This is a genomic window from Nocardia sp. NPDC051911 (genome assembly GCF_040681035.1).
Classification (GTDB): domain Bacteria; phylum Actinomycetota; class Actinomycetes; order Mycobacteriales; family Mycobacteriaceae; genus Nocardia; species Nocardia sichangensis.
This window is the reverse complement of record NZ_JBFAXY010000020.1, coordinates 36,876-60,321: the sequence shown is the minus strand read 5'-3', so window position 1 is coordinate 60,321 and position 23,446 is coordinate 36,876. Positions and strand designations below refer to the sequence as shown.

The following is a 23,446-nucleotide window of genomic DNA, read 5'->3' as shown; positions in this document are numbered from 1 at the left end:
GGCGACTAACGCAGCACTTTGCGCACCACGAGCCCGGCGAGTAGCGCCCAGAAGGCGGCGCCGATCCCCGCGAAGCCGACACCGGAGGCGGCGATCAGGAACGTCACCACGGCGGCTTCGCGGTGTTCGGAGCGCAGCGCCGCGCCGAGGGCCGCGCCCAGGGTCGCCAGCAGGGCCAGGCCGGCCACTGTTTCCAGGGTTCCGGCCGGGGCGGTCGCGATCAGCGTGACCACGGCGGCCGAGCCCAGCGCGAGCAGCAGGTACATCGCGCCCGCCGTGAATGCCGCGATCCAGCGCCGCTTCGGGTCCGGATGCGCCGCGGGGGCCGCCGCGAGCGCGGCGCTGATGGCGGCGAGATTGATCGTGTGCCCGCCCGCGGGCGCTCCCACGACGGTGCCGAGACCGGTGACCGTCATCGCCGCGCGCCATGGAACCCGGTAGTCGAACGAGGCCAGCACCGCGGTGCCAGGGATGTTCTGCGAGGCCATGGTGACGATGTAGAGCGGGATCGCGACGCCGATCAGCGCCTGCCAGCTCCAGTGCGGCAGCGTCAGTTCCAGTCGCGGAGCCATCGCGCCGACGTCGAGATGACGGTGCTGCACGACGATGCTCACGCCGGCGGCTACCGCCGCGGTGACAAAGGCCGCGATCACCGCCCAACGCTGGGCATATCGTTGCAGCACGAGCCAGACCAGGATCACCGGCGCCACCACCGCCGGACTCGTCTGCACCGCCCGCACCGGCGCCAGGCACAGCGGCAGCAGAACTCCGGCCAGCATGGCCTGCGCTATCTCCACCGGGATCGCCGCGACCAGGGTGCCCAGCCGCTGCCAGAGTCCGGTGACGACGATCAGCACCCCCGTCACCACGAACGCTCCGATCGCGGCGGGCCAGCCTCCCGCCACCGCGCCCGTCCCGGCCAGCAGCGCCGCGCCCGGTGTGGACCAGGCCAGCGTGATCGGCATGCGGTAGCGGTAGCTCAGCGCCATCATGCCGATCGCCTGGGTGACGCACAGCGCCAGCAGACCCGACGCGGCCTGCGCGGAGCTCGCCCCGACCGCGGTCGATCCGCTCAGCACCACGGCGAACGAGCTGGTGAATCCGACCAGGGCCGTCACCACGCCCGCGCCGAGTGGCGGCGCCAGCCCCGCTCGCGCCCGTTCGGGTTCCCGCGTCGCGGTGGTCTCGGTGGTGGATACGTTCGACACCGGTCGGATATTGCCGCTGGTCACGGACGCGTGTCGCCTGCCAGTGCCCCGAAACTGGACTGACTCGAGCCGGTGTGCGGCACGGGGCGGGAGTGTTCGGCGACATCGGCACATTCGGGTGCGTAGGGTGGGGAGTCGGTGCGCGAGGACGCGATTCGGGACGAGGAGCTGAGTTGAGCGCGGTACTGATCTCACCGGAGGAGCTTCGGGAAGCGTTGCCGGACAAGCGGCTTCGCCTGCTGGATGTGCGATGGGCGCTGGGCGATCCGGACGGGCCGCAGCACTATCTCGCCGGCCACGTTCCCGGCGCGGTGTTCGTCGACCTGGAAACCGAGCTGGCCGCGCCGCCGTCACCCGCGCGCGGCAGGCATCCGCTGCCGGAGCCCGCGCAACTGGAGAAGTGCGCGCGCAGCTGGGGCCTGTGCGAGGGCGACCCCGTGGTGGTCTACGACGCCACCGGCGGCATGGCCGCCGCGCGCGCCTGGTGGCTGCTGCGCTGGGCGGGTGTCGCGGACGTGCGCATCCTCGACGGCGGGCTGCCCGCCTGGATCGACGCGGGCGGGTCCGTCGCGACCGGCGCGGAACCCGACCCCGAGCCGGGCGATGTCGAAGTGCGTCCCGGTCACCTGCCCGTGATCGACGCCGACGCGGCGGCCCGCTGGAAGGGCGTGCTACTGGACGCCAGGGCCAGCGAGCGCTTCCGCGGCGACGTGGAGCCGATCGACCCCCGCGCCGGGCACATCCCCGGCGCGCTGAGCGCTCCGACCGCCGACAACCTCGACGCGGACGGGCGCTTCCGCGCCGTCGCGGAACTGCGCGACCGCTTCGCCGATTTCGGATCCGGGCCGGTGGCCGTGTACTGCGGTTCCGGTGTGACAGCGGCGCACCAGGTCGCCGCGCTCGCCATCGCGGGCGTGGAGGCGGCCTTGTATCCCGGGTCGTGGTCGCAGTGGTCGAACGATCCGAAACGGCCGGTCGCGACCGGTAGCTGACGCCTTACAGCCAGGCCCGGGCCAGGAGATCGTCGTCGACGACCTCGCTCGCCCGGGGCGGGAACCGGGTGGCCGCGATCGACTCGATATGCGATCCGTCGTGCCCGATCACCCACGAGCCGCCGCGCTCCTCGCATTCGGCGATCTTCGCGAAGGTGGTGAGCAGGAACGTGATCGCCTCGCGCGGGTCGGTGGTGCGGGCCAGCCGCTGGGATTCACCTGGGCGCGACAGGTCAAGCCACACCCCGCACTGCCCGTCGAGCCGCATGCCGACGATCTTGTCGGCATGCACGAAGGTGAATTTGCGCCGTTCCCACGTGGTCGTCGGTGTGAAGCTCTGCTCGAGAACCTGGAGCAGAATCGTCATGCTGCTTCCTCCGCTTCCTTGACACCAAGCTGCGGTTGTTCTGCGATGACCTGCGGATATTCCAGTATGTGCCGGTTGGGCGCAGAAATCCACAACGGTCCGGGCACGGTGTGCGCGGCCGTGTCGTACCCGCCTGCTTGGATGGGGTGATGCTGCACGGACTGTGGTCGCCGGGTGCCGGGTTGCTGCTCTGGCACGACTCGCCGGTCGCCGCGACGTCCGCCGAGCTTCCGGATCCGCTGGGCAGCGTGCTGCGCGCGTCGAAGTTCCGGCACCGGGCCGAGGTCCTGGTCGTCGAGCACGGGATCGCCGGGACCGAGCAGGTCCGCGCGCACGCGCTGGCCCCGGTCGCGGCGGCGGAGGCCCTCCGGCAGCGGTTGCCCGCCGACCTGGTGGCGGGGGATCTGCGGTATCTGGCGCATGTCGCGGGCGGCATCGAACGCTGGGTGCGCGCCGGGCGTGTCGTGCCGGACCTGCGCAGGGAGGACGGCCAGTGGTGGGTGCGCTGGCGGCTGGTCGGCGGGGAGCGGCAGCGGGCTTGGCTGGCCGAGCTGGCGGTCGCCATGCCGGAGGCGCTGCGGGTGGCCGGGCGTCCGGCAGCGCTGCTCGAGGACCTGGTCACCGAACTCACCGACCCGATCGCGCGGTCACTGGCCGACCTGCCGGACTCGCCGCATCCCCTGGTGGCCGCCCTGGTCGGCGACATTCCGCTGGACAACGGCAGCTATCAGGTCGCCGAGGTGCTCGAGGGCTGGCGGGCCAGCCTGACCGGTGACGAGCCGGAACTGGTGCTGCGTCTGCTGGAACCGGATGGCGAACTCGGTCTCGCCGACGAGTCGGTGGCGTTGTGGCGGCTGGAGGTGTGCCTGCGGCTCACCGGTGAGGCGCCCAGAACCGTTCCGCTGCACGAGGACCCGAATCTGGTCCGGATCGCGGTGGACAAGCTCGGCGCGGCCAAGCGGGCATATCCGAGGCTGCGTGACCTGCCGAGCGATCCGCGCAGCATGGATCTGCTGTTGCCCACCGAAGTGGTGCTCGACCTGGTCGCGCACGGCGTGCACGCCCTGCATGCGGTGGGGGTCCAACTGCTGCTCCCGCGTGCCTGGAGTGTCGCCGAGCCGAGCATGCGGTTGCGGGTGGAGAGCGCGGTGCCCGCCGCGGAGAGCACGGTCGGTCTGCCCGGCCTGGTGTCCTACCGCTGGGAACTTGCGCTCGGCGGCATGGTGCTGACCACGGCCGAGATGGAACGCCTGGTGCGCGCCAAATCCGATCTCGTCGAGTTGCGCGGTCAATGGGTGCAGGCCGATCACAAGGCGCTGGTCGCCGCGGCCAAGTACGTCGCCGCGCACGCCGACGACTCGCCGATCACCTTCGCGGACATGCTCGGCGAGATCGCGGTCTCCCGGGTGCCCCAGGTGCCGATCACCGAGGTCACCGCCTCGGGATGGGCGGGGGACCTGCTCGACCGCGCGCGGCAGCCGGAAGCGGTCGCCGCGCCCGTCGGGTTGAAGGCCGAGCTGCGCCCCTACCAGGAACGCGGCCTGGCCTGGCTGGCGACCATGAGCCGGATGAGTTGCGGGGCGATCCTGGCCGACGACATGGGACTCGGCAAGACCGTCCAGGTGCTCGCCCTGCTGGTGCACGAGCGCGAGAACGCGACGTCCGAGCCGGCGCCGCCGGGCCCGACCTTGCTGGTGTGCCCGATGTCGGTGGTCGGCAACTGGCAGCGCGAGGCGGAGCGGTTCGCACCCGACCTGCGGGTGTGGGTGCATCACGGCGCGGGCCGGCGGGTGGGCGCCGAACTCGACGAGACGGTCGCCGCCGCGGATCTGGTGATCACCACCTACGCTCTGCTGGCGCGCGACGCCGGGGAACTCGGCAGACAGCACTGGGACCGCGTCGTACTGGACGAAGCGCAGCACATCAAGAACGCGGGGACGCGGCAGGCGCGGGCGGCGCGGTCGCTGCGCGCGCGACATCGATTGGCGCTCACCGGCACGCCGGTGGAGAACCGGTTGGAAGAGCTGCGTTCCATCATGGATTTCGCGGTGCCGAAAGTGCTCGGCAGTCCGCAGTCCTTCCGCGCCCGCTTCGCGGTGCCCATCGAACGCGAGCGCGACCAGAACGCGATCAGTCGCCTGCGCTGGCTGACCCAGCCGTTCGTGCTGCGCCGGGTGAAGACCGACCCCACGGTGATCAGCGACCTGCCCGAGAAGCTGGAGATGACCGTGCGGGCCAACCTCACCGTCGAGCAGGCCTCGCTGTACCAGGCGGTCGTGGACGACATGCTGGCCAAGATCAAGGACGCGAAGGGCATGGCGCGCAAAGGCGCCGTGCTCGGTGCGCTCACCCGGCTCAAGCAGGTGTGCAACCATCCCGCGCATTTCCTGGGCGACGGGTCGAGTGTGCTGCACCGAGGGGCACATCGCTCCGGCAAGCTCGCCCTCGTCGAGGACGTGGTGGACGCGGTGCTGGCCGACGGTGAGAAGGCGCTGCTGTTCACCCAATTCCGGGAATTCGGCGAGCTGGTCGCGCCCTATCTGGCCGAGCGGTTCGGCGCGGCGATCCCGTTCCTGCACGGCGGCGTGCCGAAGAAGAAGCGCGACGCGATGGTCACCGGCTTCCAGGCGCCGGACGGACCGCCGCTGATGTTGTTGTCGCTCAAGGCGGGTGGTACCGGGCTCAATCTCACCGCTGCCAATCACGTGGTCCACCTGGATCGCTGGTGGAATCCCGCGGTGGAGAACCAGGCCACCGACCGCGCCTTCCGGATCGGCCAGCAGCGCAACGTGCAGGTGCGCAAGCTGGTGTGCGTGGACACGATCGAGGAGCGGATCGACGAGATGATCAACGGCAAGCGGCAGCTCGCCGATCTGGCCGTCGGCGCGGGGGAGAACTGGATCACCGAACTGAGCACCGACGAATTGCGCGACTTGTTCGCCCTGGGTGCGGCGGCGGTGGGCGAATGAGTCCGTTCATCGACTACTCCGAGTACGGGAAGAAGCTGCCGGTGCGCGGCGGAGTGGAAGCCCGCAGCAGACGAGGCGGTTTCGGGCGCACCTGGTGGGGCAGGGCGCTGGTGGAATCGGTCGAGCGAATGGCGGAGCCGGGGCGGCTGGCACGCGGTCGCAACTACGCCCGATCCGGCCAGGTGGTGAACTACCGGATCGAGCCGGGCGCGGTGACGGCGGAAGTGCAAGGCAGCCAACCGCGTCCGTTCACGGCGGTGTTCACCGTGCGCCCGGTGCGCGAGGACGAACTCGAATTGCTCATCGAAACCATTCGCTCGGCGCCGGGCATGCTCGCCGAGATCGCCTCGGGGGCGTTGCCCACCGGGCTGGGGCCGCTGCTGCTGCCGAGCACCGCGGCGGACCTGGATTTCACCTGCAGCTGCCCGGACCCGGGCTGGCCGTGCAAGCACGTGGCGGCGGTCTGCTACCTGCTGGCCGAGCGGCTCGACGAACACCCGCGCGAGATCCTGACCCTGCGCGGACTCGACCTGGACACGCTGATCGGGGGCATCGAGCGCGAGCCGAGACCCACCGTTTCCGACGATCCGTACGGTGAGCGCGTTTCGCTGCCGGACTTGCCCGCGGTCGAATTCCGGGCGGCGCCGGAGGATTTGGATCCGCTGCTGCTCCGTAAGGCGCTGCGGATGACTTCGGCGGACGAGACGGTCGCCGCGACCGGTCTGCGCGATCTCACCGCGCTCTATCGGCGGTTCGACCGCTGACGTTGGTTGGCACCCAGCATCGGGGCTGTCGGTTACCGCCGGTCTGTCGGGGCGGGATCGATACCGGCGGAGCGAAGGGACCGGAGACTTCCCGACGCCGGGTGCCGTTATTCAGTGTCGCGCCGCTCAACCCCGCGCGGAACTGCCCCAGCCACGCCCGGATGCTGCCCTTGCACCGCACTTGCCGCATCTCTCCCGGCGTGGCCCGATCGTCGCGGCTGGTCTCGCTTCGTCCAGAAAAGGCCGCCCACCTGCGTGAATCTTCTGTTATAGGCTGACAGCGTGGCAGGAAAGAGCCCAGCGGCCGGGTCGCCCCGCGACGACCTCGGTACTCCGGTGGATCTCCGCACACCCCCGCGCCGGGTGGTGTCGCTCGTTCCGTCGCTGACCGAGGCGGTGGCGCGCACTTGTCCGGAAGTCCTCGTCGCCGCCACGCAATGGTGCACGCACCCAGCCGATCTCGCGGTCGAGCGCGTCCGGGGGACCAAGAACCCGGATGTCCGCCGGATCGTCGAACTCGCCCCCGACCTGGTGCTGTGCAACAAGGAGGAGAACCGCCGCCTCGACGTAGAACGCCTGCGCGCGGCGGGAATTCCGGTGTGGGTTACCGAGATAGAGACCGTCGACGAGGCCATGGCCTCCCTGACCCGGCTCTGCGTGGAGGCGCTCGGCGTCGACTCGCCCGCCTGGCTCACCGAGGCCCGATCCGTTTGGGCCGCACCACCGCCCGAGCCGGCGCGCGCCGCCGTCATCCCGGTCTGGCGCGACCCGTGGATGGTGGTCGGACGGAACACCTTCACCGGCGACATCGCTCGCCGTTTGGGCCTGCGGCTGGTGCATGCCGATCGCCCCGACCGCTATCCGCGCGTCACGCAGGCCGAATTGATCGAAGGCGTCGACCTCGCGGTGCTTCCCGACGAACCCTATGTCTTCACTGAAACCGATGGGCCAGAAGCGTTTCCGGACATCCCGGTCGCGCTGGTGGAAGGTCGCGCCCTCACCTGGTATGGGCCCTCATTGGCTACTGCCCGCGATACCCTCACCGCGCAACTGGCTCGGGCGGCTCAACCCAATTCGTAGTCGAACCAGATGTGGTGCGTGCCGTCGGCGTCCACGTGCAGTCCGCCCGTGCCCGTGATGCCCGCGAGTTCACCGGCGCCGCTGGCGGGCGCGATCACGCAGAACTCGTTCGCGCGGTCGGCGCGGCGGGCACCGACAACCGGCTCAGTCGGCGATCCGGTACACCCGCTGCGCGGTGGTCCGGAAGACCTGCTCGAGTTCGGTTGGACCGCCGCCGTGGCCGGTGACGGCGGTCGCGATCGCCTCGATGCTGTTCGCGATGCTGGTGACCGGCTTGTCCACCGGGAAGTTCGACCCCCAGATGAGACGGTCCGCGCCGAAGACGTCCACGGCGTGTTCGACCAGCGGACCGATCCGGTCGAGCAGCTGCGGCACCGGCGTCGGCGTGCCGCGCGGCGGGATCGGATGGCCGAGGATCGGCATCATCAGCCCGCTCACCTTCGCGACCACGTTCGGGCGCGCGGCCAGTGCGGCGAGATCGTCGCGCCACCGCACCAGCAACTGCCTGCGCAGCCCGGGATTGGCGCCGGTGTGCTTGCCCACCGCCCCGAAGATCCCCGCGGGCGTTCCGAGGTGGTTCAGCACGATCGGCACTTCGGGATAGCGTTCGGCCAGCGCGGTGACGTCGGGAATGGCATGCGAGTACACCCAGGCTTCGAACGACAGGCCGCGCTCGGCCAGCCGCGCGAAGCCGTCCAGGAATTCCTTGGTCGCGAGCTTGCCGGGCGCGTCGGTGAACGACCGCACACCGGGATCGGGATGGTGGGCGACCATGGTGCGGATACCGCGCAGTAGCGGCGAGGCGGCCGCGTGCGCGTCGAGGAGCTCCCCGAACCGGGGGTCGGCCGGATCGCCGCCCGCGAGGATCGCGCCGAGCCGTGGCGCCGCTTCCAGCGGCAGCCCGGCCACCCAGGCGGTCTCCCCGGCCTTCCCGAGCGGTCCCGGTTGCGACCATTCGACTTCGATGTGCGCGACCACCTCCACCGGCGCGTTCCCGGCGTCGGCGCGGTAGTCGAACGGAAGGTAGGGCCGCAGGTAGGCGACGGGGTCACCGACGAATTCCCGGTCCCGGCGCGGCGCGAGACGCTTCGCGGCGTCCACCGGGACCGGCAACAGCCGGAACAGCTTCGCCAGGGCGCTGAAATCCCGGGGTGTGCCGAACGGATCCCACTGGTGGATGTGTGCGTCGATGATCCGGATTCCCGAGAGGTCCATGTCTGCCGTCCCCAACCGCGCCGAAGGTTTGCTCGGCGATTGTCACATGCCCGGCGCGCGGTGAGTTCGGAATCCGCGCCCGCCGAGTCGGCACGGCGGGTTCCGCCCGATCCGCGGGCGAACCCGGTCCGCGAGCGCGAACCGGGCCACCCGGGCATACGGCTGCTCGAAATCCGAGCGCGCGACGGGCTCAACACGGCGCGCAAAAGACTCACACGTTGCGGCGGTACTGACCTCCGACGGTGAAGAACGTTTCGGTGATCTGCTGCAACGTGCACACGCGGGCGGCGTCCATCAGCACCTCGAAAATGTTGTCGTCGGTGCGGGCGACCGCTTCGAGCCGGGCGAGTGCGGCATGGGCGGCGTCCCGGTTGCGCTGCTGGAACTCACGCACCCGGCGTAGCTGCGACTGCTTCTCCGCTTCGGTGCCGCGCGCCAGTTCCAGCTCCCGGTGCGGCTCCTCGTGGGAGTTGCGGAAGGTGTTCACCCCGATGATGGGCAGCGACCCGTCGTGCTTGCGCTGTTCGTAGCGCATCGACTCGTCCTGGATCTTGCCGCGCTGATAACCGGTTTCCATCGCGCCGAGCACGCCGCCGCGTTCGCTGATCCGCTCGAACTCGGTGAGCACCGCCTCCTCGACCAGATCGGTGAGCTCATCGATGAGGAAGCTGCCCTGGAGCGGGTTCTCGTTCATCGCGACGCCCCACTCTCGGTTGATGATCAGCTGGATGGCCAGCGCGCGCCGCACCGATTCCTCGGTCGGGGTGGTGACCGCCTCGTCGTAGGCGTTGGTGTGCAGGCTGTTGCAGTTGTCGTAGATCGCGATCAGCGCCTGCAACGTGGTGCGGATGTCGTTGAAGTTCATCTCCTGCGCGTGCAGCGACCGGCCGGAGGTCTGGATGTGGTACTTCAGCTTCTGCGACCGCTCGTTGGCGCCGTAACGGTCCCGCATGGCCACGGCCCAGATGCGGCGGGCCACCCGGCCGATCACCGAATACTCCGGATCCATCCCGTTGGAGAAGAAGAAGGACAGGTTCGGCGCGAAGTCATCGATATGCATGCCGCGCGCGAGATACGCCTCCACATAGGTGAATCCGTTCGCCAGGGTGAAGGCCAGCTGGCTGATCGGGTTCGCGCCCGCCTCGGCGATGTGGTAGCCGGAGATCGACACCGAGTAGAAATTGCGTACGCCGTTGCGCACGAACCATTCCTGGATGTCGGCCATCATGCGCAGGCTGAATTCGGTGGAGAAGATGCAGGTGTTCTGGCCTTGGTCCTCCTTGAGGATGTCGGCCTGCACCGTGCCGCGCACCGTGGCCAGCGTGCGGGCTCGCAGGTCGGCCGCTTCGGCGTCGGTCGGCGGCCGTCCCTGCTCCGCGGTGAAGCGTTCCAGCGCCTGATCGATCGCGGTGTTGAGGAAGTAGGCCAGGATGGTCGGCGCCGGACCGTTGATCGTCATCGAGACCGAGGTGGTCGGCGCGGTCAGGTCGAAACCGTCGTAGAGCACTTCCATGTCGTCGAGCGAGGCGATCGACACGCCGGAGGTGCCGACCTTGCCGTAGATATCGGGCCGCTCGGCGGGATCGTGCCCGTAGAGTGTGACCGAATCGAACGCCGTGGACAGCCTTTTCGCGTCGGAGTGCTCGCTGAGCACCTTGAACCGGCGGTTGGTGCGGAACGGATCGCCCTCACCCGCGAACATCCGGGCCGGGTCCTCGTTGTCGCGTTTGAACGGGAACACTCCGGCGGTGAAGGGGAAGCGCCCCGGCAGATGCTCGGCGCGCAGGAAACGCAGCAGCTCACCGTGATCGGTGAAGCGGGGCAGGGCGACGCGCGGAATCGAGTTGCCCGACAGGGTCTCCCGGCGCAGCGGAGTGTGTATCTCCCGGTCCCGCACCCGGACCACCTGTTCTTCCCCGCGGTAGGACTCGGCGAGGGCGGGCCACTCGGCCAGCAGTGCGGCGTTCGCGGGGGTGAGGTCGGCGCGGGCGCGTTCGGTCAGTTCGGCCACGGCGGTGTCGTCCGGCAGTTCGAGCGCCACCTGCTCGAGTCGTTGCAGCCGTTGCGCGGCGACGACCTGCGCGGCGGTCTCGGCGTGGTAGTCGCGCACGGTCTCGGCGATCTCGGCCAGGTAGCGCACCCGTGCGGGCGGGATGAGCTGGGCGAACCTGGTGGACGCGCGGGTGTCCACCCGGGGCAGCGCGCCGGGCTCCAGCCGCAGGCCGTGGTTCGCGAGCAGGCCGGTCAGGTGCTGGTATAGCGCTGTCACCCCGTCGTCGTTGAACGTCGCCGCGCTGGTGCCGAAGACCGGCATGTCCTGCGGCGCGGCGTGGAACTCCTCGCGGTTGCGGATCAGCTGCCTGGCCACCTCCCGCAGCGCGTCCGCGGCGCCGCGGCGCTCGAACTTGTTGATCGCCACTACGTCCGCGTAGTCCAGCATGTCGATCTTCTCCAGCTGGGAGGCGGCGCCGAACTCGGGCGTCATCACGTACATCGACACGTCGACGTGGTCGATCACCGCGGCGTCGCCCTGGCCGATGCCGGGCGTTTCGAGGATGACCAGGTCGTATCCCGCTGCCTTGCAGGCGGCCACGATGAGATCGATGTTGTCGGGCAGTTCGTGTCCGCCGCGGGTGGCCAGCGACCGGAAGAAGACGTGTTCGCCGTCGAGGGCGTTCATGCGGATGCGGTCGCCGAGCAGCGCGCCGCCCCCGCGCCGCCGGGTCGGGTCGACCGCGAGGATCGCGACCCGCACCTTGTCCTGCTGGTCCGAGCGCAGCCTGCGCACCAATTCGTCGGTGAGCGAGGACTTTCCGGAGCCGCCCGTCCCGGTGATGCCGAGCACCGGCACGGTTCGCGCCGCCGCGGTCTCGGCCAGTTTCCGCCGGTCGGCCTCCGGCAGCGCGTCCGCTTGCAGACAGGTGATGACGCGCGCGAGGGCGGCGCGCTCGCCCGCGAGCACCGCGTCGAGCACCGGCGGCTCGGCCGCGAGGTCGACGTCGCAGGCGCGGATGAGCTGATTGATCATGCCGGGCAGGCCGAGTCGCTGTCCGTCCTCGGGGGAGAAGATGGTCACGCCGGACGCGGCCAGTCGGGCGATCTCCTCCGCCACGATCACGCCACCGCCACCGCCGAAGATCCGCACGTGCTCGGCTCCGGCTTTCCGCAGGGCGTCCGCGAGATATTCGAAGTACTCGACGTGGCCGCCCTGATAGGAGCTGACCGCGACGCCTTGGGCGTCTTCGGTGAGCACGGCGTCGACCACCTCGCTGACCGAGCGGTTGTGACCGAGATGGATCACCTCCGCCCCTTGGCTCTGCAGGATGCGGCGCATGATGTTGATCGCCGCGTCGTGCCCGTCGAACAGGGCCGCCGAGGTGACGAAGCGAACGGGATGGGTGGGCGTGTAGAGCGCGCTGCTGTCGGCCACTGGGATTCCTCCGGGGATTCCATTGCCGCCCGATACTAGGACGTCAAACTAATTCTACGGTGACTGCGATCACACCGCCAGCCGATGGCGGCGGGTCGTGCGCGCTCGGTTTCATCGAACGACGGGCCCTGCGCCGACCGGTTCGCGCGGCAGATCGTGTTGTCATGGCGGCGGACTCGGACATACTGGGCGCATGGTGAGCGACGGCAAAGCGGAAGCCGCGATCGGACGGCTGGTCGCCGACGGCGTGCTGACTCGCGACCAGGCCGACGCGGTGCTCGCGGCGCTGGCCGTCGAGCGGGCCGCGGCGACCGCGCGCGGGAAGGTGCTCGCCGAGATCGCCGCGTACGTCGGCGCCGGTCTGGTGTTCGGCGGGATCGCCCTGGTGGCGGCCTCGTCCTGGGACGCGCTCGACCGGCCGGTCCGGGTCGGCGTGCTCGCTGTCGTGGCGGCCGGCCTGCTGCTCGGCGGAGTAGTGCTCGCAGGGGCGCCGTCCGGCCGCAGGAGCGCGCTGAGCGCCCGCGACAGGTTGGCGGCCGCGCTGTTCGCGCTGGGCTCGGTCGCGCTGGCCGGATCCGTCGGCACCGCGCTCGACGCAGCCGATGCCGCTTGGGTTTTCGCGTGCGCGGCGGGGGCGGGGATCGCGGTACTCGGTTATCTCGCGCTGCCCTCCGTTCTCGGCATGCTCGTCTGCGCCTGCTTCGTGCCCGCGGCCGTCGCGGGGATGTTGACCGAAGTGTTCGGTCTCGACGACACGTGGGCCTGCGTGGCGGTGTTGCTGCTCGGTGCGGGGTGGTTCGCGCTGACCAGGATCGGCGCCCTGGTCGATATCCGGGTCGGATACCTGATCGCGATCGTCACCTCCGTCGCGGCCGCGCAGAGCCTCGATATCGACGGTCGGACTTGGGCCTACGGGATCACCGCGCTGATTGCGGTGGTCTGCTTCGCGTTGTACGCGACCCAGCGCTCGGCCGTGCTCGTCATCGGGGGTGGTGTGGCCATCGCGGTGGCGGCGGGGGAGGCGGTCTCGGAATGGACCGGTGACTCGCTCGGCGCCGCGGCGGTGGTGGTGGCGATCGGCGCGATCACGCTCGCGGTGGGCGCGTTCCGGTTGGCGCGGCCACGGCGGGAAAAGGAAGCCGACCCGGCCGTTCCGGTATCGCAGGCGTAGGCCATCCGCGCGGTGGGGAAGAAGCCGAAAGGCTGCGCCTCCCGCGCCGGTCGTCCGTCGACACGTGGGATGAATCACATCACGCCCGACGCTCTGCCAATACTTGGACGTCCAACTATAGGATGACCGCATACCGCTCCGCGGTGTCCCGATCGCTACGAGAACAGGACTGGCATGGTTCGCGAACTCACCCATTTCATCGGCGGACAGCATGTGCCGGGCACGTCCGGCAACTTCGGCGACGTCTTCGATCCCAACCGCGGCCGGGTGCAGGCGCGGGTGCCGCTGGCGAGCAAGTCCGAGGTCGAGGCGGCCATCGCGAACGCTGAGGCGGCGCAGCCGCAATGGGCCGCGTTCAACCCGCAGAAGCGGGCGCGTGTGCTGATGAAGTTCCTGACCCTGGTGCAGGACGAGATGGACTCGCTGGCCGCCCTGCTGTCGTCCGAGCACGGCAAGACCATCGCCGACGCGAAGGGCGACATCCAGCGCGGCCTGGAGGTCATCGAGTTCGCCACCGGCATCCCGCACCTGCTCAAAGGCGAATACACCGAGGGCGCGGGCACCGGCATCGACGTCTACTCGATGCGTCAGCCGCTCGGCGTCGTCGCGGGCATCACCCCGTTCAATTTCCCGGCCATGATCCCGCTGTGGAAGGCCGGTCCCGCGCTGGCCACCGGCAACGCGTTCGTGCTCAAGCCCTCCGAGCGGGACCCCTCGGTGCCGCTGCGGCTGGCGGAGCTGTTCCTCGAGGCCGGTCTGCCCGCCGGCGTGTTCAACGTGGTCAACGGCGACAAGGAAGCCGTCGACACGCTGCTGCACGATCCGCGCATCAAGGCCGTCGGCTTCGTCGGCTCCACCCCCATCGCGCAGTACATCTACGAGACCGCCACCGCGAACGGCAAGCGCGCCCAGTGCTTCGGCGGCGCGAAGAACCACGCGATCGTCATGCCGGACGCCGACCTCGACGACGTGGCCGATCAGCTGATCGGCGCGGGCTACGGGTCCGCGGGCGAGCGCTGCATGGCCATCTCGGTGGCCGTCCCGGTCGGCGAGGAGACCGCCGATCGCCTGGTGGCCAAGCTGACCGAGCGGGTGCACAAGCTCAACGTCGGCCGCTCCGACGATCCCGGCGCCGACTACGGCCCGCTGGTCGGTCAGGACGGCGTGAACCGGGTGAACAACTACGTCCAGATCGGCATCGATGAGGGTGCCGAACTGGTGGTGGACGGCCGCGGCCTGGTCGTGGAGGGCGCCGAGAACGGCTACTTCGTCGGTGCGACGCTGTTCGACAAGGTGACTCCGGAGATGCGGATCTACCGCGAGGAAATCTTCGGCCCGGTGCTCAGCGTGGTCCGCGCCGAGGACTACGAGGAGGGGCTGCGGCTGGCCAACGAGCACGAGTACGGCAACGGCGTCGCGATCTTCACCCGGGACGGCGACACCGCGCGCGACTTCGCCGCGCGCGTGCAGGTCGGCATGGTCGGCATCAACGTGCCGATCCCGGTGCCGATCGCGTACTACACCTTCGGCGGCTGGAAGCGTTCCGGCTTCGGCGACCTGAACCAGCACGGTCCGGATTCGATCCGCTTCTACACCAAGACCAAGACGGTGACGCAGCGCTGGCCCGCGGGCCTGAAGGAGAGCAACGCGTTCGTCATCCCGACGATGGACTGACGCGGATGTTCGCACTCGACGACGACGAGAAGGCGATCCGCGACACCGCGCGCGGCTTCGCCGACGAATTCCTCGCCCCGAACGCGCTGGAATGGGACGAGCAGAAGCATTTTCCGGTGGACGTGCTGCGCAAGGCGGGGCCGCTGGGCCTCGGCGGTATCTACGTGCGCGAGGACGTGGGCGGTTCGGGCCTGCGCAGGCTCGACGCCGTGCGCATCTTCGAGCAGCTGGCCACCGGCTGCCCGGCCATCGCCGCCTACATCTCCATCCACAACATGGCGACGTGGATGATCGACCGTTACGGCGACGACGAACAGCGCCACCGCTGGCTGCCCCGGCTGACCGCGATGGAACTGCTGGCCAGCTACGCGCTCACCGAGCCGGGCGTCGGCTCCGACGCGGCGGCGTTGAGCACCAAGGCCGTGCGCGACGGTGACGACTACGTCTTCAACGGCGCCAAGCAGTTCATCTCCGGCGCGGGCGCCACGGACGTCTACGTCGTCATGGCGCGGACCAGTGACGCGGGAGCGCGCGGGATATCGGCGTTCATCGTGCCCGCCGACACTCCCGGCATCTCCGTCGGAGCCAATGAGAAGAAGATGGGCTGGAACGCGCAGCCGACCCGTCAGGTGATCTTCTCCGACGCCAGGGTCCCGGCCGCCAACCGGCTCGGCGCGGAGGGCGACGGCTTCCGCATCGCGATGAACGGGCTCAACGGCGGCAGGCTCAACATCGCCGCGTGCTCGGTCGGCGGCGCGCAGGCGGCGCTGGACAAGACAGTGCCGTATCTCGCCGAGCGGCACGCGTTCGGCAAGCCGCTGCTGCGGAATCCGGCGCTGCAATTCGAACTCGCCGATATGCGCATCGAATTGGAGGCCGCCCGCACGCTGCTGTGGCGGGCCGCCGCGGCGCTGGACGCCGACGCGCCGGACAAGGTGGAGCTGTGCGCCATGGCGAAGCGCTTCGCCACCGACGCGGGCTTCGAGGTGGCCAACAAGGCCCTGCAACTGCACGGCGGCTACGGCTACCTGACCGAATACGGCGTGGAGAAGATCGTCCGGGATCTGCGGGTGCACCAGATCCTCGAGGGCACCAACGAAATCATGCGGCTGGTCGTCGCCCGCTCATTGGTAGGAGCGGCATGAGAGGTCAGGCCCGGAGGCGGCAGCGCAGCGTGACCACGCAGGGTCCCGATCATGTCGGAAAGGACAGAGTATGAGCGAGCCAGAAGTTCTGCTCGAACAGCGTGACGGGCTCGGCCTGATCACGCTGAACCGGCCGAAGGCCATCAACGCGCTGAACCACTCGATGGCTCTCGCCATCACCGACGCGTTGCGCGAGTGGGCCGAGGACGACGCGGTGCGCACCGTCGTGGTCACCGGCGCGGGGGAGCGCGGCCTGTGCGCGGGCGGCGACATCGTCGCCATCCACGCCGACGCGAAAAGCGGTGCGAATACGGCGGATTCGGCCACCGGACGGTTCTGGCGCGACGAGTACGTCCTCAACGCCCTGATCGGTCGCTACCCGAAGCCGTACGTGGTGATCATGGACGGCATCGTGATGGGCGGCGGTGTCGGGCTCTCGGGCCACGGCAGCCACCGCGTCGTGACCGAGCGCTCCAAGATCGGCATGCCCGAGGTGGGCATCGGGTTCGTCCCGGACGTCGGCGGCACCTACCTGCTCGCGCGGACGCCGGGCGAGATCGGCACGCACGTCGCGCTGACCACCGCCCGCATGAGCGCGGGTGACGCCATCGCCGCGGGCTTCGCGGACTACTTCGTCGCCTCCGAGCATCTGCCCGCCCTGCTGGAGACGTTGCGCACGGAGAGCGCCGACATCGCGATCGCCAAATTCGCCACGGACGCACCGGAATCCGCGCTGGCCGCCGAGCAGGACTGGATCGACGTCTGCTACGGAGCCGATTCCGTGGAGGAGATCGTCGCGCGGCTGCAAGCGCACGACGCGCCGGGCGCGCGGGCGGCGGCCACCGAGATTCTGGCGAAATCCCCGGTGGCGCTGAAGGTGACGCTGCGCTCGCTGCGGGCGGCGCGCACCGCGCCGAGTCTCGAGGCGGTGCTGAACGAGGAGTACCGGGTGTCCATCGCGTCGCTGTCGTCGCACGATCTGGTCGAGGGCATTCGTGCCCAGGTGATCGACAAGGATCGTGATCCGCGATGGTCGCCCGCGACCCTCGATGCGGTCACGGACGCGCAGGTGGACGCGTACTTCGCCGAGTTGGGCGATCGAGAGCTGGGTTTGCGGACCCCGGAGGTGGCGTGATGAGCAAGCGAATCGGTTTCCTCGGCCTCGGCCACATGGGCGCGCCGATGGCGGCCAACCTGGTGCGGGCGGGCTACGAGGTGCTCGCCTTCGACCCGGTGCCCGCGGCGCGGGAGCAGGCCGGGCGCGACGGCGCGATCGTGGTGGATGCGGCCACCGAGGCCGCCGCGGCCGAGACCGTGATCACCATGCTGCCCAACGGCGAACTCGTCCTCGACGTGTATGCCGAGCTGCTCCCGGTCGCCGCGCCGGGCACGCTGTTCATCGACTGCTCCACCATCGACGTGGCCGATGCCAAGGTCGCGGCCGAACGCGCCACCGCAGCGGGGCACCGCGCGCTGGACGCACCGGTCTCCGGTGGTGTCGGCGGCGCGGCGGCGGGCACGCTGACCTTCATGGTCGGCGGCGCCGCCGCGGACTTCGCCGACGCGCTGCCGGTGCTCGAGGTGATGGGCGGCAAGGTCGTGCACTGCGGCGGCTCCGGCGTGGGCCAGGCGGCGAAGATCTGCAACAACATGCTGCTCGGCGTGTCCATGATCGCGCTGTCGGAGTCGCTGGTGCTGGGCGAGAAGCTGGGCCTGAGCCATCAGTCCTTCTTCGACGTGGTCTCCACGGCTTCCGGCCAGAGCTGGGCGCTGACCAGCTACTGCCCGGTCCCCGGCCCGGTGCCGACCAGTCCGGCCAACAACGACTACCAGCCCGGCTTCGCGACGGCGCTGATGTCGAAGGACTTGGGCCTGGCCGCGAACGCGTTGCGCGACAACAACGTCGACGGGCAGCTCGGGCTGCTCGCCGCCACGATCTACGACCGTTTCAACCAGACGGATGCCGGACGGGACTTCTCGGCTATCGTCACCGATATCCGTGACCGTTCCGACCAAGAGGGTGCCGAGTGAGCTTCGAGACGATTCTGCTGGAACGCAAGGGCCGGGTCGGCTGGATCACGCTGAACCGGCCGAAGGCGCTGAACGCGCTGAACGCGCAGGTCCTCGACGACGTCATCGCCGCGCTCGACGAGCTCGAGCACGACGACGAGATCGGGGCCATCGTGATCACCGGCTCGGAGCGCGCCTTCGCGGCGGGCGCCGACATCAAGGAGATGCAGCCCAAGTCGTACATGGACATGTTCCTGAACGACTACTTCGCCCGCTGGGACCGGCTGGCGCAGTTCCGCAAGCCCACCATCGCGGCGGTGGCGGGCTACGCGCTGGGCGGCGGTTGTGAGCTGGCCATGATCTGCGACATCCTGCTCGCGGCCGACACCGCCAAGTTCGGGCAGCCGGAGATCAAGCTGGGCGTCATCCCCGGCATCGGCGGCTCACAGCGCCTGACCCGCGCGATCGGCAAGGCCAAGGCCATGGATCTGGTGCTCACCGGCCGCAACATGGACGCGGAGGAGGCCGAGCGGGCGGGATTGGTCTCGCGTATCGTGCCCGCCGCAGAACTGCTCGACACCGCCCTCGAGGTCGCCGAGACCATCGCGGGGATGTCGCTGCCGGTCACCATGATCGCCAAGGAAGCGGTGAACCGCTCGTTCGAGACCACGCTCGCCGAGGGGCTGCGCTTCGAACGGCGAGTCTTCCACTCGCTGTTCGCGATCGAGGATCAGAAGGAAGGCATGAGCGCCTTCGTCGAGAAGCGTCCGGCGAAGTTCACCAACCGCTGACACCGGTTCCGCCCGGCCGGATCGCCCGGCCGGATCGCTCGGCCGGGCGGTTATCCGGTGGGGGGCGCGACGATCTTCGCGGGCACCTTGTTCCCTTCCGGCGGGGGCGCGTCCTCGTTCGTGGCGAGCAGTCCGGCGATGGTGGCGCCCAGCGCGATGGTGACCGCCGCCGCCGCGATGAGTTTGCGCCGGTCGACGGTGGCCGGGACCAGGGTGGCTCCGGCGCGTAGCCGCGCCATCCGGACGTCGCCGCCTCGTCGTTCCGCGGCGAGCAGCACGGCGCCGCGCGCGGAGACGAAGTCGGGTTCGGGGTCGTAGACGATCGGCAGGTCGATGTGTTCGGCCAGCTCGGCGCGAATGCTGGGACTGCGGGTGCAGCCGCCGAGCAGCACCATGGCCTCCGGTCGCACGCCGGTCTCGTCGATGATCTGCCGCACGAACGACACCGAGTGATGAATGCCCGCCGCGCACAGTTCGGCCAGGTCGCTGCGGGTGAGAACGGCCCGGTCGCCGGTGCCGTCGTCGATCGCGGTGACCACCCTCGCCTCGCTCAGTTCTTCGCGATGACGCCGGATGGTCGGCGTGTCGGTGAGCACGCCGTCGCGGGCCAGGCGCCAGCGCAACAGCGCGTCGTAGCCGTCGCCGCCGAGGACCGTGCTGCGTTTGCTGGACAGAATCGTGTCGGTGCGGCAATCGGCGTGGGTGATGGTCAGTCCCGAGCTGCCCAGGTCGTAGAGGATCACCGTGCCGCTGTCCGGCAGTTGCCCGGTGAAGCGCAGGTAGCGCAGCTGGGCGAGCGGTTCGTCGACGATGGTCACGTCACGGCCGCCGACGCCTGCGCGGATGGCGTCGGCGTGCAGCGGACAGCGGCACGTCACCGCCGTGCCCGAGATCAGCTCGTCGCGCCGGTCGGCGGCGCCGTTCATCCGGCGGATCGCCTCGAGGACCGATTCCTCGACGCCGCCGCCCGCCCGCCGCGGCACTTCGCAGCTATCGATCGGGGGTAGGTGTGGCTGATCGGAGTGTGTCAGCATCGCGTGAGCGCCGCCAGCGCCCGCCGATACACCCAAGACCAGCACCATGATCTCCATGGTGGACCTTTTCCGTTCCGCTGCCAAGACGGCGTGCCCGGTAATTCGCCGGTTGAATGCCGGAATGTCATCCCTCGGTCGGTCGGCAGCGGTATGCGACCGACCGGTACGTCGAATTAGTCTGTGGCCGTGGCCGACCAGCGCGCCGTTCCCTCCGCGGTCTCGAAGTCGCCCGCGGCATGTCGGAATTCGGCGAGCAGTTGCAGGAGAGTGTGCAGTCGTTCCGGAGGGAGGCCGGGGAGCGCGAAGACTTTCGCGTTGAGTTCCTCGGTCGCCTTCGCCACCAATTCGCGTCCGGCGTCGGTGATTTCGATCAAGGTAGCGCGCCGGTCGCTGGGATGCGGTACCCGCTCGACGAGCTTCGCCGCCTCCAGTCGGTCGACGGTGTTGGTGACGCTGGTTGGGTGCACCTGCAAGCGAGCGCTGGCCTTCGCCATCGGCAGCGCGCCGGTTTTGCTGAAACTGAGCAGCCGGAGCAACTCATAGCGAGAGAAGGTCAATCCCGTGGGTTTCAGCGCCTCGTCCACCCGTGCCATCACGATTTGCTGAGCCCGAACCAGCGACGTCACCGCGGCCATGCCGTCGGCGACATCCCCCCAGCCGTGGCCGACCCACTGGCGGTGGGCTTCCTCGATCGGATCGTTCGGAAGCGGGCGTGGCCGAGACATGTTCCGATCATTCCATGCCACCACAGGAGGGCGGGGGCACCCGGCCAGGCTTCGGATCACCGTGAGCGCAATGGTGGGCCGGGCCGTCGCCCACGGGCACTATCTAGGGCGAGGCGGGCGTGGCTGAGTGGTTTAGGCAACGGTCTGCAAAGCCGTTTACGCGGGTTCAATTCCCGCCGCTCGCTCCAAACGTCCTCGGTGCTCGGTCACGCCACTGCCGAGCACCGAGGCGCATCAGGAAGCCGCGTGGTCGTGACGCGAGCCTGTTTCAGGCGGCTTGGTTCGGCTCCGAATACGCCACCGCCGATCCGATCACTTCCAGGCGAACCCGCTGCCCGGTGACGGGGGCCGCGACGCTGGCCCGGCGTACGAGAATGGGAGTGCCGGAACCGTCCAGTTCGATCGTCAGGATGACGTCGGCGCCGCGGAAGTCGACGGCGCGCACTCGGCCTGCCTCCGCCTCGTTCTCCGAAGCGACATGGGCGACAAGCTGTTCCGGTCGCAGCATGATCGTCGACGGCCCGCACGCGGCATCGCGCTGCACCGGGATCCGGCCCAGCGCGCACTTGGCCACGTCGGCCTCGACCACCGCGTCCAACAGCACGCAATCGCCGAGGAACCGCGCGGTGAACAGATCCTTCGGCGTCGCGTAGACCTCCTCCGGCGTTCCGACCTGAGTGAAGCGGCCTTCCCGCATCACCGCCACCTGCTCGGCGAAACTGAGGGCCTCCTCCTGATCGTGCGTCACCAGAATGCTGGTCATGCCCGCCTCGCGCAGCGTGTCGGCCACCGCCTGCCTGGTCGTCGCGCGCAGGCCCGCGTCCAGCGCGCTGAACGGCTCGTCCAACAGCATCACCGACGGCTTGCGCGCCAGCGCGCGGGCCAGGGCGACGCGCTGCTGCTGACCGCCCGAGAGCTGATGCGGTCGCCGGTCGGCATAGGACGCGTCCAGCGACACCATCTCCAGCAGTTCGTGCACCCGCCCGCGGCTGTTGCGGCGCATGCCCGGCAGCCCGTAGGCGATGTTCTGGCCGACGGTCAGATGCGGGAACAGCGCACCGTCCTGGGCGACGTAACCGATGTTGCGGCGCTGCGGCGGCACCGTTACCCGTTCACCGACAACGGTTTCCGTTCCGATCGACACCGAACCCGCATCCGGCGACTCGAATCCGGCGATCACGCGCAGCAGGGTGGTCTTGCCGCACCCGGACGACCCGACCACCGCGGTCGCGGTGTGATCCGGCACGTCGAGCGTGATCCCGCCGAGCACCCGGGTGTGGCCGAAGGTCTTCGAGACATCGGCGACGACAACGCGACTCATATCCCGGCCGCCTTCCGCGAGTTGGTGAACAGCAGGTACGTCACCGGCACCGCGGCGACGATCATGATCAGGGCGTACGGCGCGGCGCCCGCGTAGTCCAATTCGCCCGACAGGCCCCAGAACCGCATCGCCAGCGTGCGGGTTCCGTTGGGCGCCAGCAGCAGCGTCGCGGTCAGCTCGGTCGCCACGGCGACGAACACCAGTGCGGCGGCGGCAGCCGCGGCCGGCGCCGCGAGACGCAGCGTGACCAGGAAGAACGTCGCGGGCGCCGATTTGCCCAGCGACCGGGACGCCTCCTCCAGGCCGACCGGCACCTGAGCGAGCCCGGCCCGCACGCTGACCAGGGCGCGGGGCAGGAACAGCAGGAGATAGGCGGCGATCACCATGCCCGCCGTCTGGTAGAGCGCGGGCGCCCACCGGATGGTCACGGTCACCATGGCCAGCGCGATCACGATGCCCGGCAGCGAACTGGTGATGTAGTTGGCGCCCTCGACCAGTCGCGCGAACGCGGAGGTGGAACGCACCGCGATCCACGCGACCGGGAACGCGCACAGGGTGGTGAGCAGTGCGGCGACCGACGCGAGTCCGATCGTCTGCCCGAGCGCGTTGCCGATATCGGTGAGATCCCACACCGCCGCGCCGCCGATGCGCAACCAGCGCCCGATGGTCCACAGCGGCACGCCCAGCGCGCCCGCCGTCACCGCGACGAGCGCGGCCAGCACCGGCAACGTGCCGACGCCCAACCGGGTTCTGGTCGCGGCGCGCGGCGCCCCGCTGCCGATCCGCGCGTAGCGCGCCCGACCGCGCAGCCCCGCTTCGGCCCCGAGCAGCGCCAGGCAGCACAGCACCAGCACACCGGCGAGCATGCTGCCTGCCGGACCGGCGAAGCTGGATTGGTACTGCTCGAAGATGGCCGTGGTGAAAGTGTCGAACCGGACCATCACAAAGGCGCCGTACTCGGCGAGCAGATGAAGTCCGATGAGCAGCCCGCCACCGAGGATCGCCAAGCGCAGTTGCGGCAGCACGATCCGCGCGAACACCGCGACCGGACCCGAGCCCAGCGCCCGCGCCGACTCCTCCACCGCGGGATCCAGGCGGCGCAGTGTGGCCGCCGCGGGCAGATAGACCAGCGGGAAGTAGGACATCGTGGAGATCACCACGCCCGCCCACAGGCCGTGCATGGTCGGAAAGACGCTCACCCAGGCATAGCTGTTGACGAACGCCGGAACCGCGAGCGGCGCGGCGAAAACCGGCCCCCACCAGGATTTCCCCGGCACGTCGGTGCGTTCGACCACCCAGGCCAGCCCGATACCGAGCGCCACGCAGATGGGCACGGTGCACACCACCAGCGCGGCCGTGTTCTCCAGCAGCTCACCGACTCTGGGCCGGAACACCAGCTCCTTCGCCTGCTCGAGGCCGGTGGAGAAGACCGTCGAAACGATGTATCCGAGCGGCACGAACGTCGCCGCCACCAGCAGCAGCGCGACGCTCGTGACCAGCGGCCCCGGCCTGCCGATCCGGGGCGCGGCGACAACGGTCCGGACTGCCAC

19 protein-coding genes and 1 tRNA gene are annotated in these 23,446 nt (G+C 69.8%); 11 read left to right on the top strand and 9 right to left on the bottom strand.

The annotated features are described in order from the left end of the window. Positions 1 to 5: 5 nt before the first annotated feature. Positions 6 to 1,145: a benzoate/H(+) symporter BenE family transporter gene (locus AB0L97_RS23725; RefSeq protein ID WP_355073775.1), complete on the bottom strand. Its 1,140-nt coding sequence runs from the start codon at positions 1,143 to 1,145 to the stop codon at positions 6 to 8. A gap of 248 nt (positions 1,146 to 1,393) precedes the next feature. Here AB0L97_RS23725 and AB0L97_RS23720 point away from each other — a divergent pair, with 248 nt between their 5' ends. Next, positions 1,394 to 2,200, top strand: coding sequence for a sulfurtransferase (locus AB0L97_RS23720; RefSeq protein ID WP_364433321.1), 807 nt, complete (start codon positions 1,394 to 1,396; stop codon positions 2,198 to 2,200). Between the two features lie 4 nt (positions 2,201 to 2,204). Here AB0L97_RS23720 and AB0L97_RS23715 read toward each other — a convergent pair whose 3' ends face one another. After that, positions 2,205 to 2,567 carry a hypothetical protein gene (locus tag AB0L97_RS23715; protein WP_355073623.1) on the bottom strand — a complete coding sequence of 121 codons (363 nt, stop codon included), beginning with the start codon at positions 2,565 to 2,567 and terminating at the stop codon, positions 2,205 to 2,207. A 149-nt stretch (positions 2,568 to 2,716) separates the two neighbouring features. Here AB0L97_RS23715 and AB0L97_RS23710 point away from each other — a divergent pair, with 149 nt between their 5' ends. The 3 genes from AB0L97_RS23710 (at position 2,717) to AB0L97_RS23700 (ending at position 7,380) form a co-directional block, all read left to right on the top strand. Beyond that, positions 2,717 to 5,536, top strand: coding sequence for a DEAD/DEAH box helicase (locus tag AB0L97_RS23710; RefSeq protein WP_364433127.1), 2,820 nt, complete (start codon positions 2,717 to 2,719; stop codon positions 5,534 to 5,536). Next, positions 5,533 to 6,300: an SWIM zinc finger family protein gene (locus AB0L97_RS23705; protein WP_364433124.1), complete on the top strand. Its 768-nt coding sequence runs from the start codon at positions 5,533 to 5,535 to the stop codon at positions 6,298 to 6,300. The genes AB0L97_RS23710 and AB0L97_RS23705 overlap by 4 nt, the downstream gene beginning before the upstream one ends. A 363-nt stretch (positions 6,301 to 6,663) precedes the next feature. After that, complete coding sequence (locus AB0L97_RS23700) at positions 6,664 to 7,380, top strand: helical backbone metal receptor (protein WP_355073629.1); 717 nt, start codon at positions 6,664 to 6,666, stop codon at positions 7,378 to 7,380. Here the strand turns inward: AB0L97_RS23700 and AB0L97_RS23695 are convergent. The 3 genes from AB0L97_RS23695 to icmF form a co-directional block, all read right to left on the bottom strand. After that, complete coding sequence (locus AB0L97_RS23695; RefSeq protein WP_364433120.1) at positions 7,365 to 7,478, bottom strand: DUF3224 domain-containing protein; 114 nt, start codon at positions 7,476 to 7,478, stop codon at positions 7,365 to 7,367. The genes AB0L97_RS23700 and AB0L97_RS23695 overlap by 16 nt on opposite strands. A gap of 46 nt (positions 7,479 to 7,524) precedes the next feature. Continuing rightward, positions 7,525 to 8,595 (bottom strand): amidohydrolase family protein, encoded by a 1,071-nt coding sequence (locus tag AB0L97_RS23690; protein WP_364433117.1) that lies wholly within the window; start codon positions 8,593 to 8,595, stop codon positions 7,525 to 7,527. 211 nt (positions 8,596 to 8,806) lie between these two features. After that, positions 8,807 to 12,025 (bottom strand): fused isobutyryl-CoA mutase/GTPase IcmF, encoded by a 3,219-nt coding sequence (gene icmF / locus AB0L97_RS23685; protein WP_364433114.1) that lies wholly within the window; start codon positions 12,023 to 12,025, stop codon positions 8,807 to 8,809. Positions 12,026 to 12,218: 193 nt separating this feature from the next. Between icmF and AB0L97_RS23680 the strand changes: the two genes are divergently transcribed. From AB0L97_RS23680 to AB0L97_RS23655, 6 genes are all read left to right on the top strand, one after another. Further along, entirely contained in the window at positions 12,219 to 13,196 is a 978-nt protein-coding gene (locus AB0L97_RS23680; RefSeq protein WP_364433111.1) for a DUF2157 domain-containing protein, read from the top strand. Between the two features lie 174 nt (positions 13,197 to 13,370). Next, positions 13,371 to 14,870, top strand: coding sequence for a CoA-acylating methylmalonate-semialdehyde dehydrogenase (locus AB0L97_RS23675; RefSeq protein ID WP_364433108.1), 1,500 nt, complete (start codon positions 13,371 to 13,373; stop codon positions 14,868 to 14,870). Positions 14,871 to 14,875: 5 nt separating this feature from the next. Continuing rightward, complete coding sequence (locus tag AB0L97_RS23670; protein ID WP_355073641.1) at positions 14,876 to 16,015, top strand: acyl-CoA dehydrogenase family protein; 1,140 nt, start codon at positions 14,876 to 14,878, stop codon at positions 16,013 to 16,015. A 70-nt stretch (positions 16,016 to 16,085) separates the two neighbouring features. After that, positions 16,086 to 17,150, top strand: a complete 1,065-nt coding sequence (locus AB0L97_RS23665) for an enoyl-CoA hydratase/isomerase family protein (protein ID WP_364433104.1) — start codon at positions 16,086 to 16,088, stop codon at positions 17,148 to 17,150. Continuing rightward, a complete protein-coding gene (gene mmsB / locus AB0L97_RS23660; RefSeq protein ID WP_356969401.1) occupies positions 17,150 to 18,046 on the top strand; it encodes a 3-hydroxyisobutyrate dehydrogenase in 897 nt (298 codons plus the stop codon). Before AB0L97_RS23665 ends, mmsB begins: the two co-directional genes overlap by 1 nt. Next, on the top strand, positions 18,043 to 18,816 hold the full coding sequence (locus AB0L97_RS23655; RefSeq protein WP_355073647.1) for an enoyl-CoA hydratase: 774 nt from the start codon (positions 18,043 to 18,045) through the stop codon (positions 18,814 to 18,816). Before mmsB ends, AB0L97_RS23655 begins: the two co-directional genes overlap by 4 nt. Positions 18,817 to 18,866: 50 nt before the next feature. Here AB0L97_RS23655 and AB0L97_RS23650 read toward each other — a convergent pair whose 3' ends face one another. Together AB0L97_RS23650 and AB0L97_RS23645 are read right to left on the bottom strand one after the other, a co-directional pair. Further along, the gene (locus AB0L97_RS23650; RefSeq protein WP_364433099.1) at positions 18,867 to 19,907 is read right to left on the bottom strand and encodes an Hsp70 family protein; all 1,041 of its coding nucleotides are present in this window, start codon (positions 19,905 to 19,907) and stop codon (positions 18,867 to 18,869) included. Positions 19,908 to 20,023: 116 nt separating this feature from the next. Further along, positions 20,024 to 20,575, bottom strand: a complete 552-nt coding sequence (locus tag AB0L97_RS23645; RefSeq protein WP_355073651.1) for a MarR family transcriptional regulator — start codon at positions 20,573 to 20,575, stop codon at positions 20,024 to 20,026. A gap of 113 nt (positions 20,576 to 20,688) precedes the next feature. Here AB0L97_RS23645 and AB0L97_RS23640 point away from each other — a divergent pair. After that, positions 20,689 to 20,763, top strand: a tRNA-Cys gene (locus tag AB0L97_RS23640). A gap of 80 nt (positions 20,764 to 20,843) precedes the next feature. On the opposite strand, the gene AB0L97_RS23635 is transcribed toward AB0L97_RS23640, so the two are convergent. Next, the gene (locus tag AB0L97_RS23635) at positions 20,844 to 21,896 is read right to left on the bottom strand and encodes an ABC transporter ATP-binding protein (protein WP_356969405.1); all 1,053 of its coding nucleotides are present in this window, start codon (positions 21,894 to 21,896) and stop codon (positions 20,844 to 20,846) included. Then, on the bottom strand, positions 21,893 to 23,446 hold the full coding sequence (locus AB0L97_RS23630) for an iron ABC transporter permease (protein ID WP_364433094.1): 1,554 nt from the start codon (positions 23,444 to 23,446) through the stop codon (positions 21,893 to 21,895). The genes AB0L97_RS23635 and AB0L97_RS23630 overlap by 4 nt, the downstream gene beginning before the upstream one ends.

Excerpts from the sequence above, each read along its gene's own strand:
- AB0L97_RS23715 (WP_355073623.1), bottom strand. The coding sequence starts at position 2,567 with ATGACGATTCTGCTCCAGGTTCTCGAGCAGAGCTTCACACCGACGACC.
- AB0L97_RS23710 (WP_364433127.1), top strand. The coding sequence starts at position 2,717 with ATGCTGCACGGACTGTGGTCGCCGGGTGCCGGGTTGCTGCTCTGGCAC.
- AB0L97_RS23705 (WP_364433124.1), top strand. The coding sequence starts at position 5,533 with ATGAGTCCGTTCATCGACTACTCCGAGTACGGGAAGAAGCTGCCGGTG.
- AB0L97_RS23690 (WP_364433117.1), bottom strand. The coding sequence starts at position 8,595 with ATGGACCTCTCGGGAATCCGGATCATCGACGCACACATCCACCAGTGG.
- AB0L97_RS23680 (WP_364433111.1), top strand. The coding sequence starts at position 12,219 with ATGGTGAGCGACGGCAAAGCGGAAGCCGCGATCGGACGGCTGGTCGCC.
- AB0L97_RS23675 (WP_364433108.1), top strand. The coding sequence starts at position 13,371 with ATGGTTCGCGAACTCACCCATTTCATCGGCGGACAGCATGTGCCGGGC.
- AB0L97_RS23670 (WP_355073641.1), top strand. The coding sequence starts at position 14,876 with ATGTTCGCACTCGACGACGACGAGAAGGCGATCCGCGACACCGCGCGC.
- AB0L97_RS23665 (WP_364433104.1), top strand. The coding sequence starts at position 16,086 with ATGAGCGAGCCAGAAGTTCTGCTCGAACAGCGTGACGGGCTCGGCCTG.
- mmsB (WP_356969401.1), top strand. The coding sequence starts at position 17,150 with ATGAGCAAGCGAATCGGTTTCCTCGGCCTCGGCCACATGGGCGCGCCG.
- AB0L97_RS23650 (WP_364433099.1), bottom strand. The coding sequence starts at position 19,907 with ATGGAGATCATGGTGCTGGTCTTGGGTGTATCGGCGGGCGCTGGCGGC.
- AB0L97_RS23645 (WP_355073651.1), bottom strand. The coding sequence starts at position 20,575 with ATGTCTCGGCCACGCCCGCTTCCGAACGATCCGATCGAGGAAGCCCAC.
- AB0L97_RS23635 (WP_356969405.1), bottom strand. The coding sequence starts at position 21,896 with ATGAGTCGCGTTGTCGTCGCCGATGTCTCGAAGACCTTCGGCCACACC.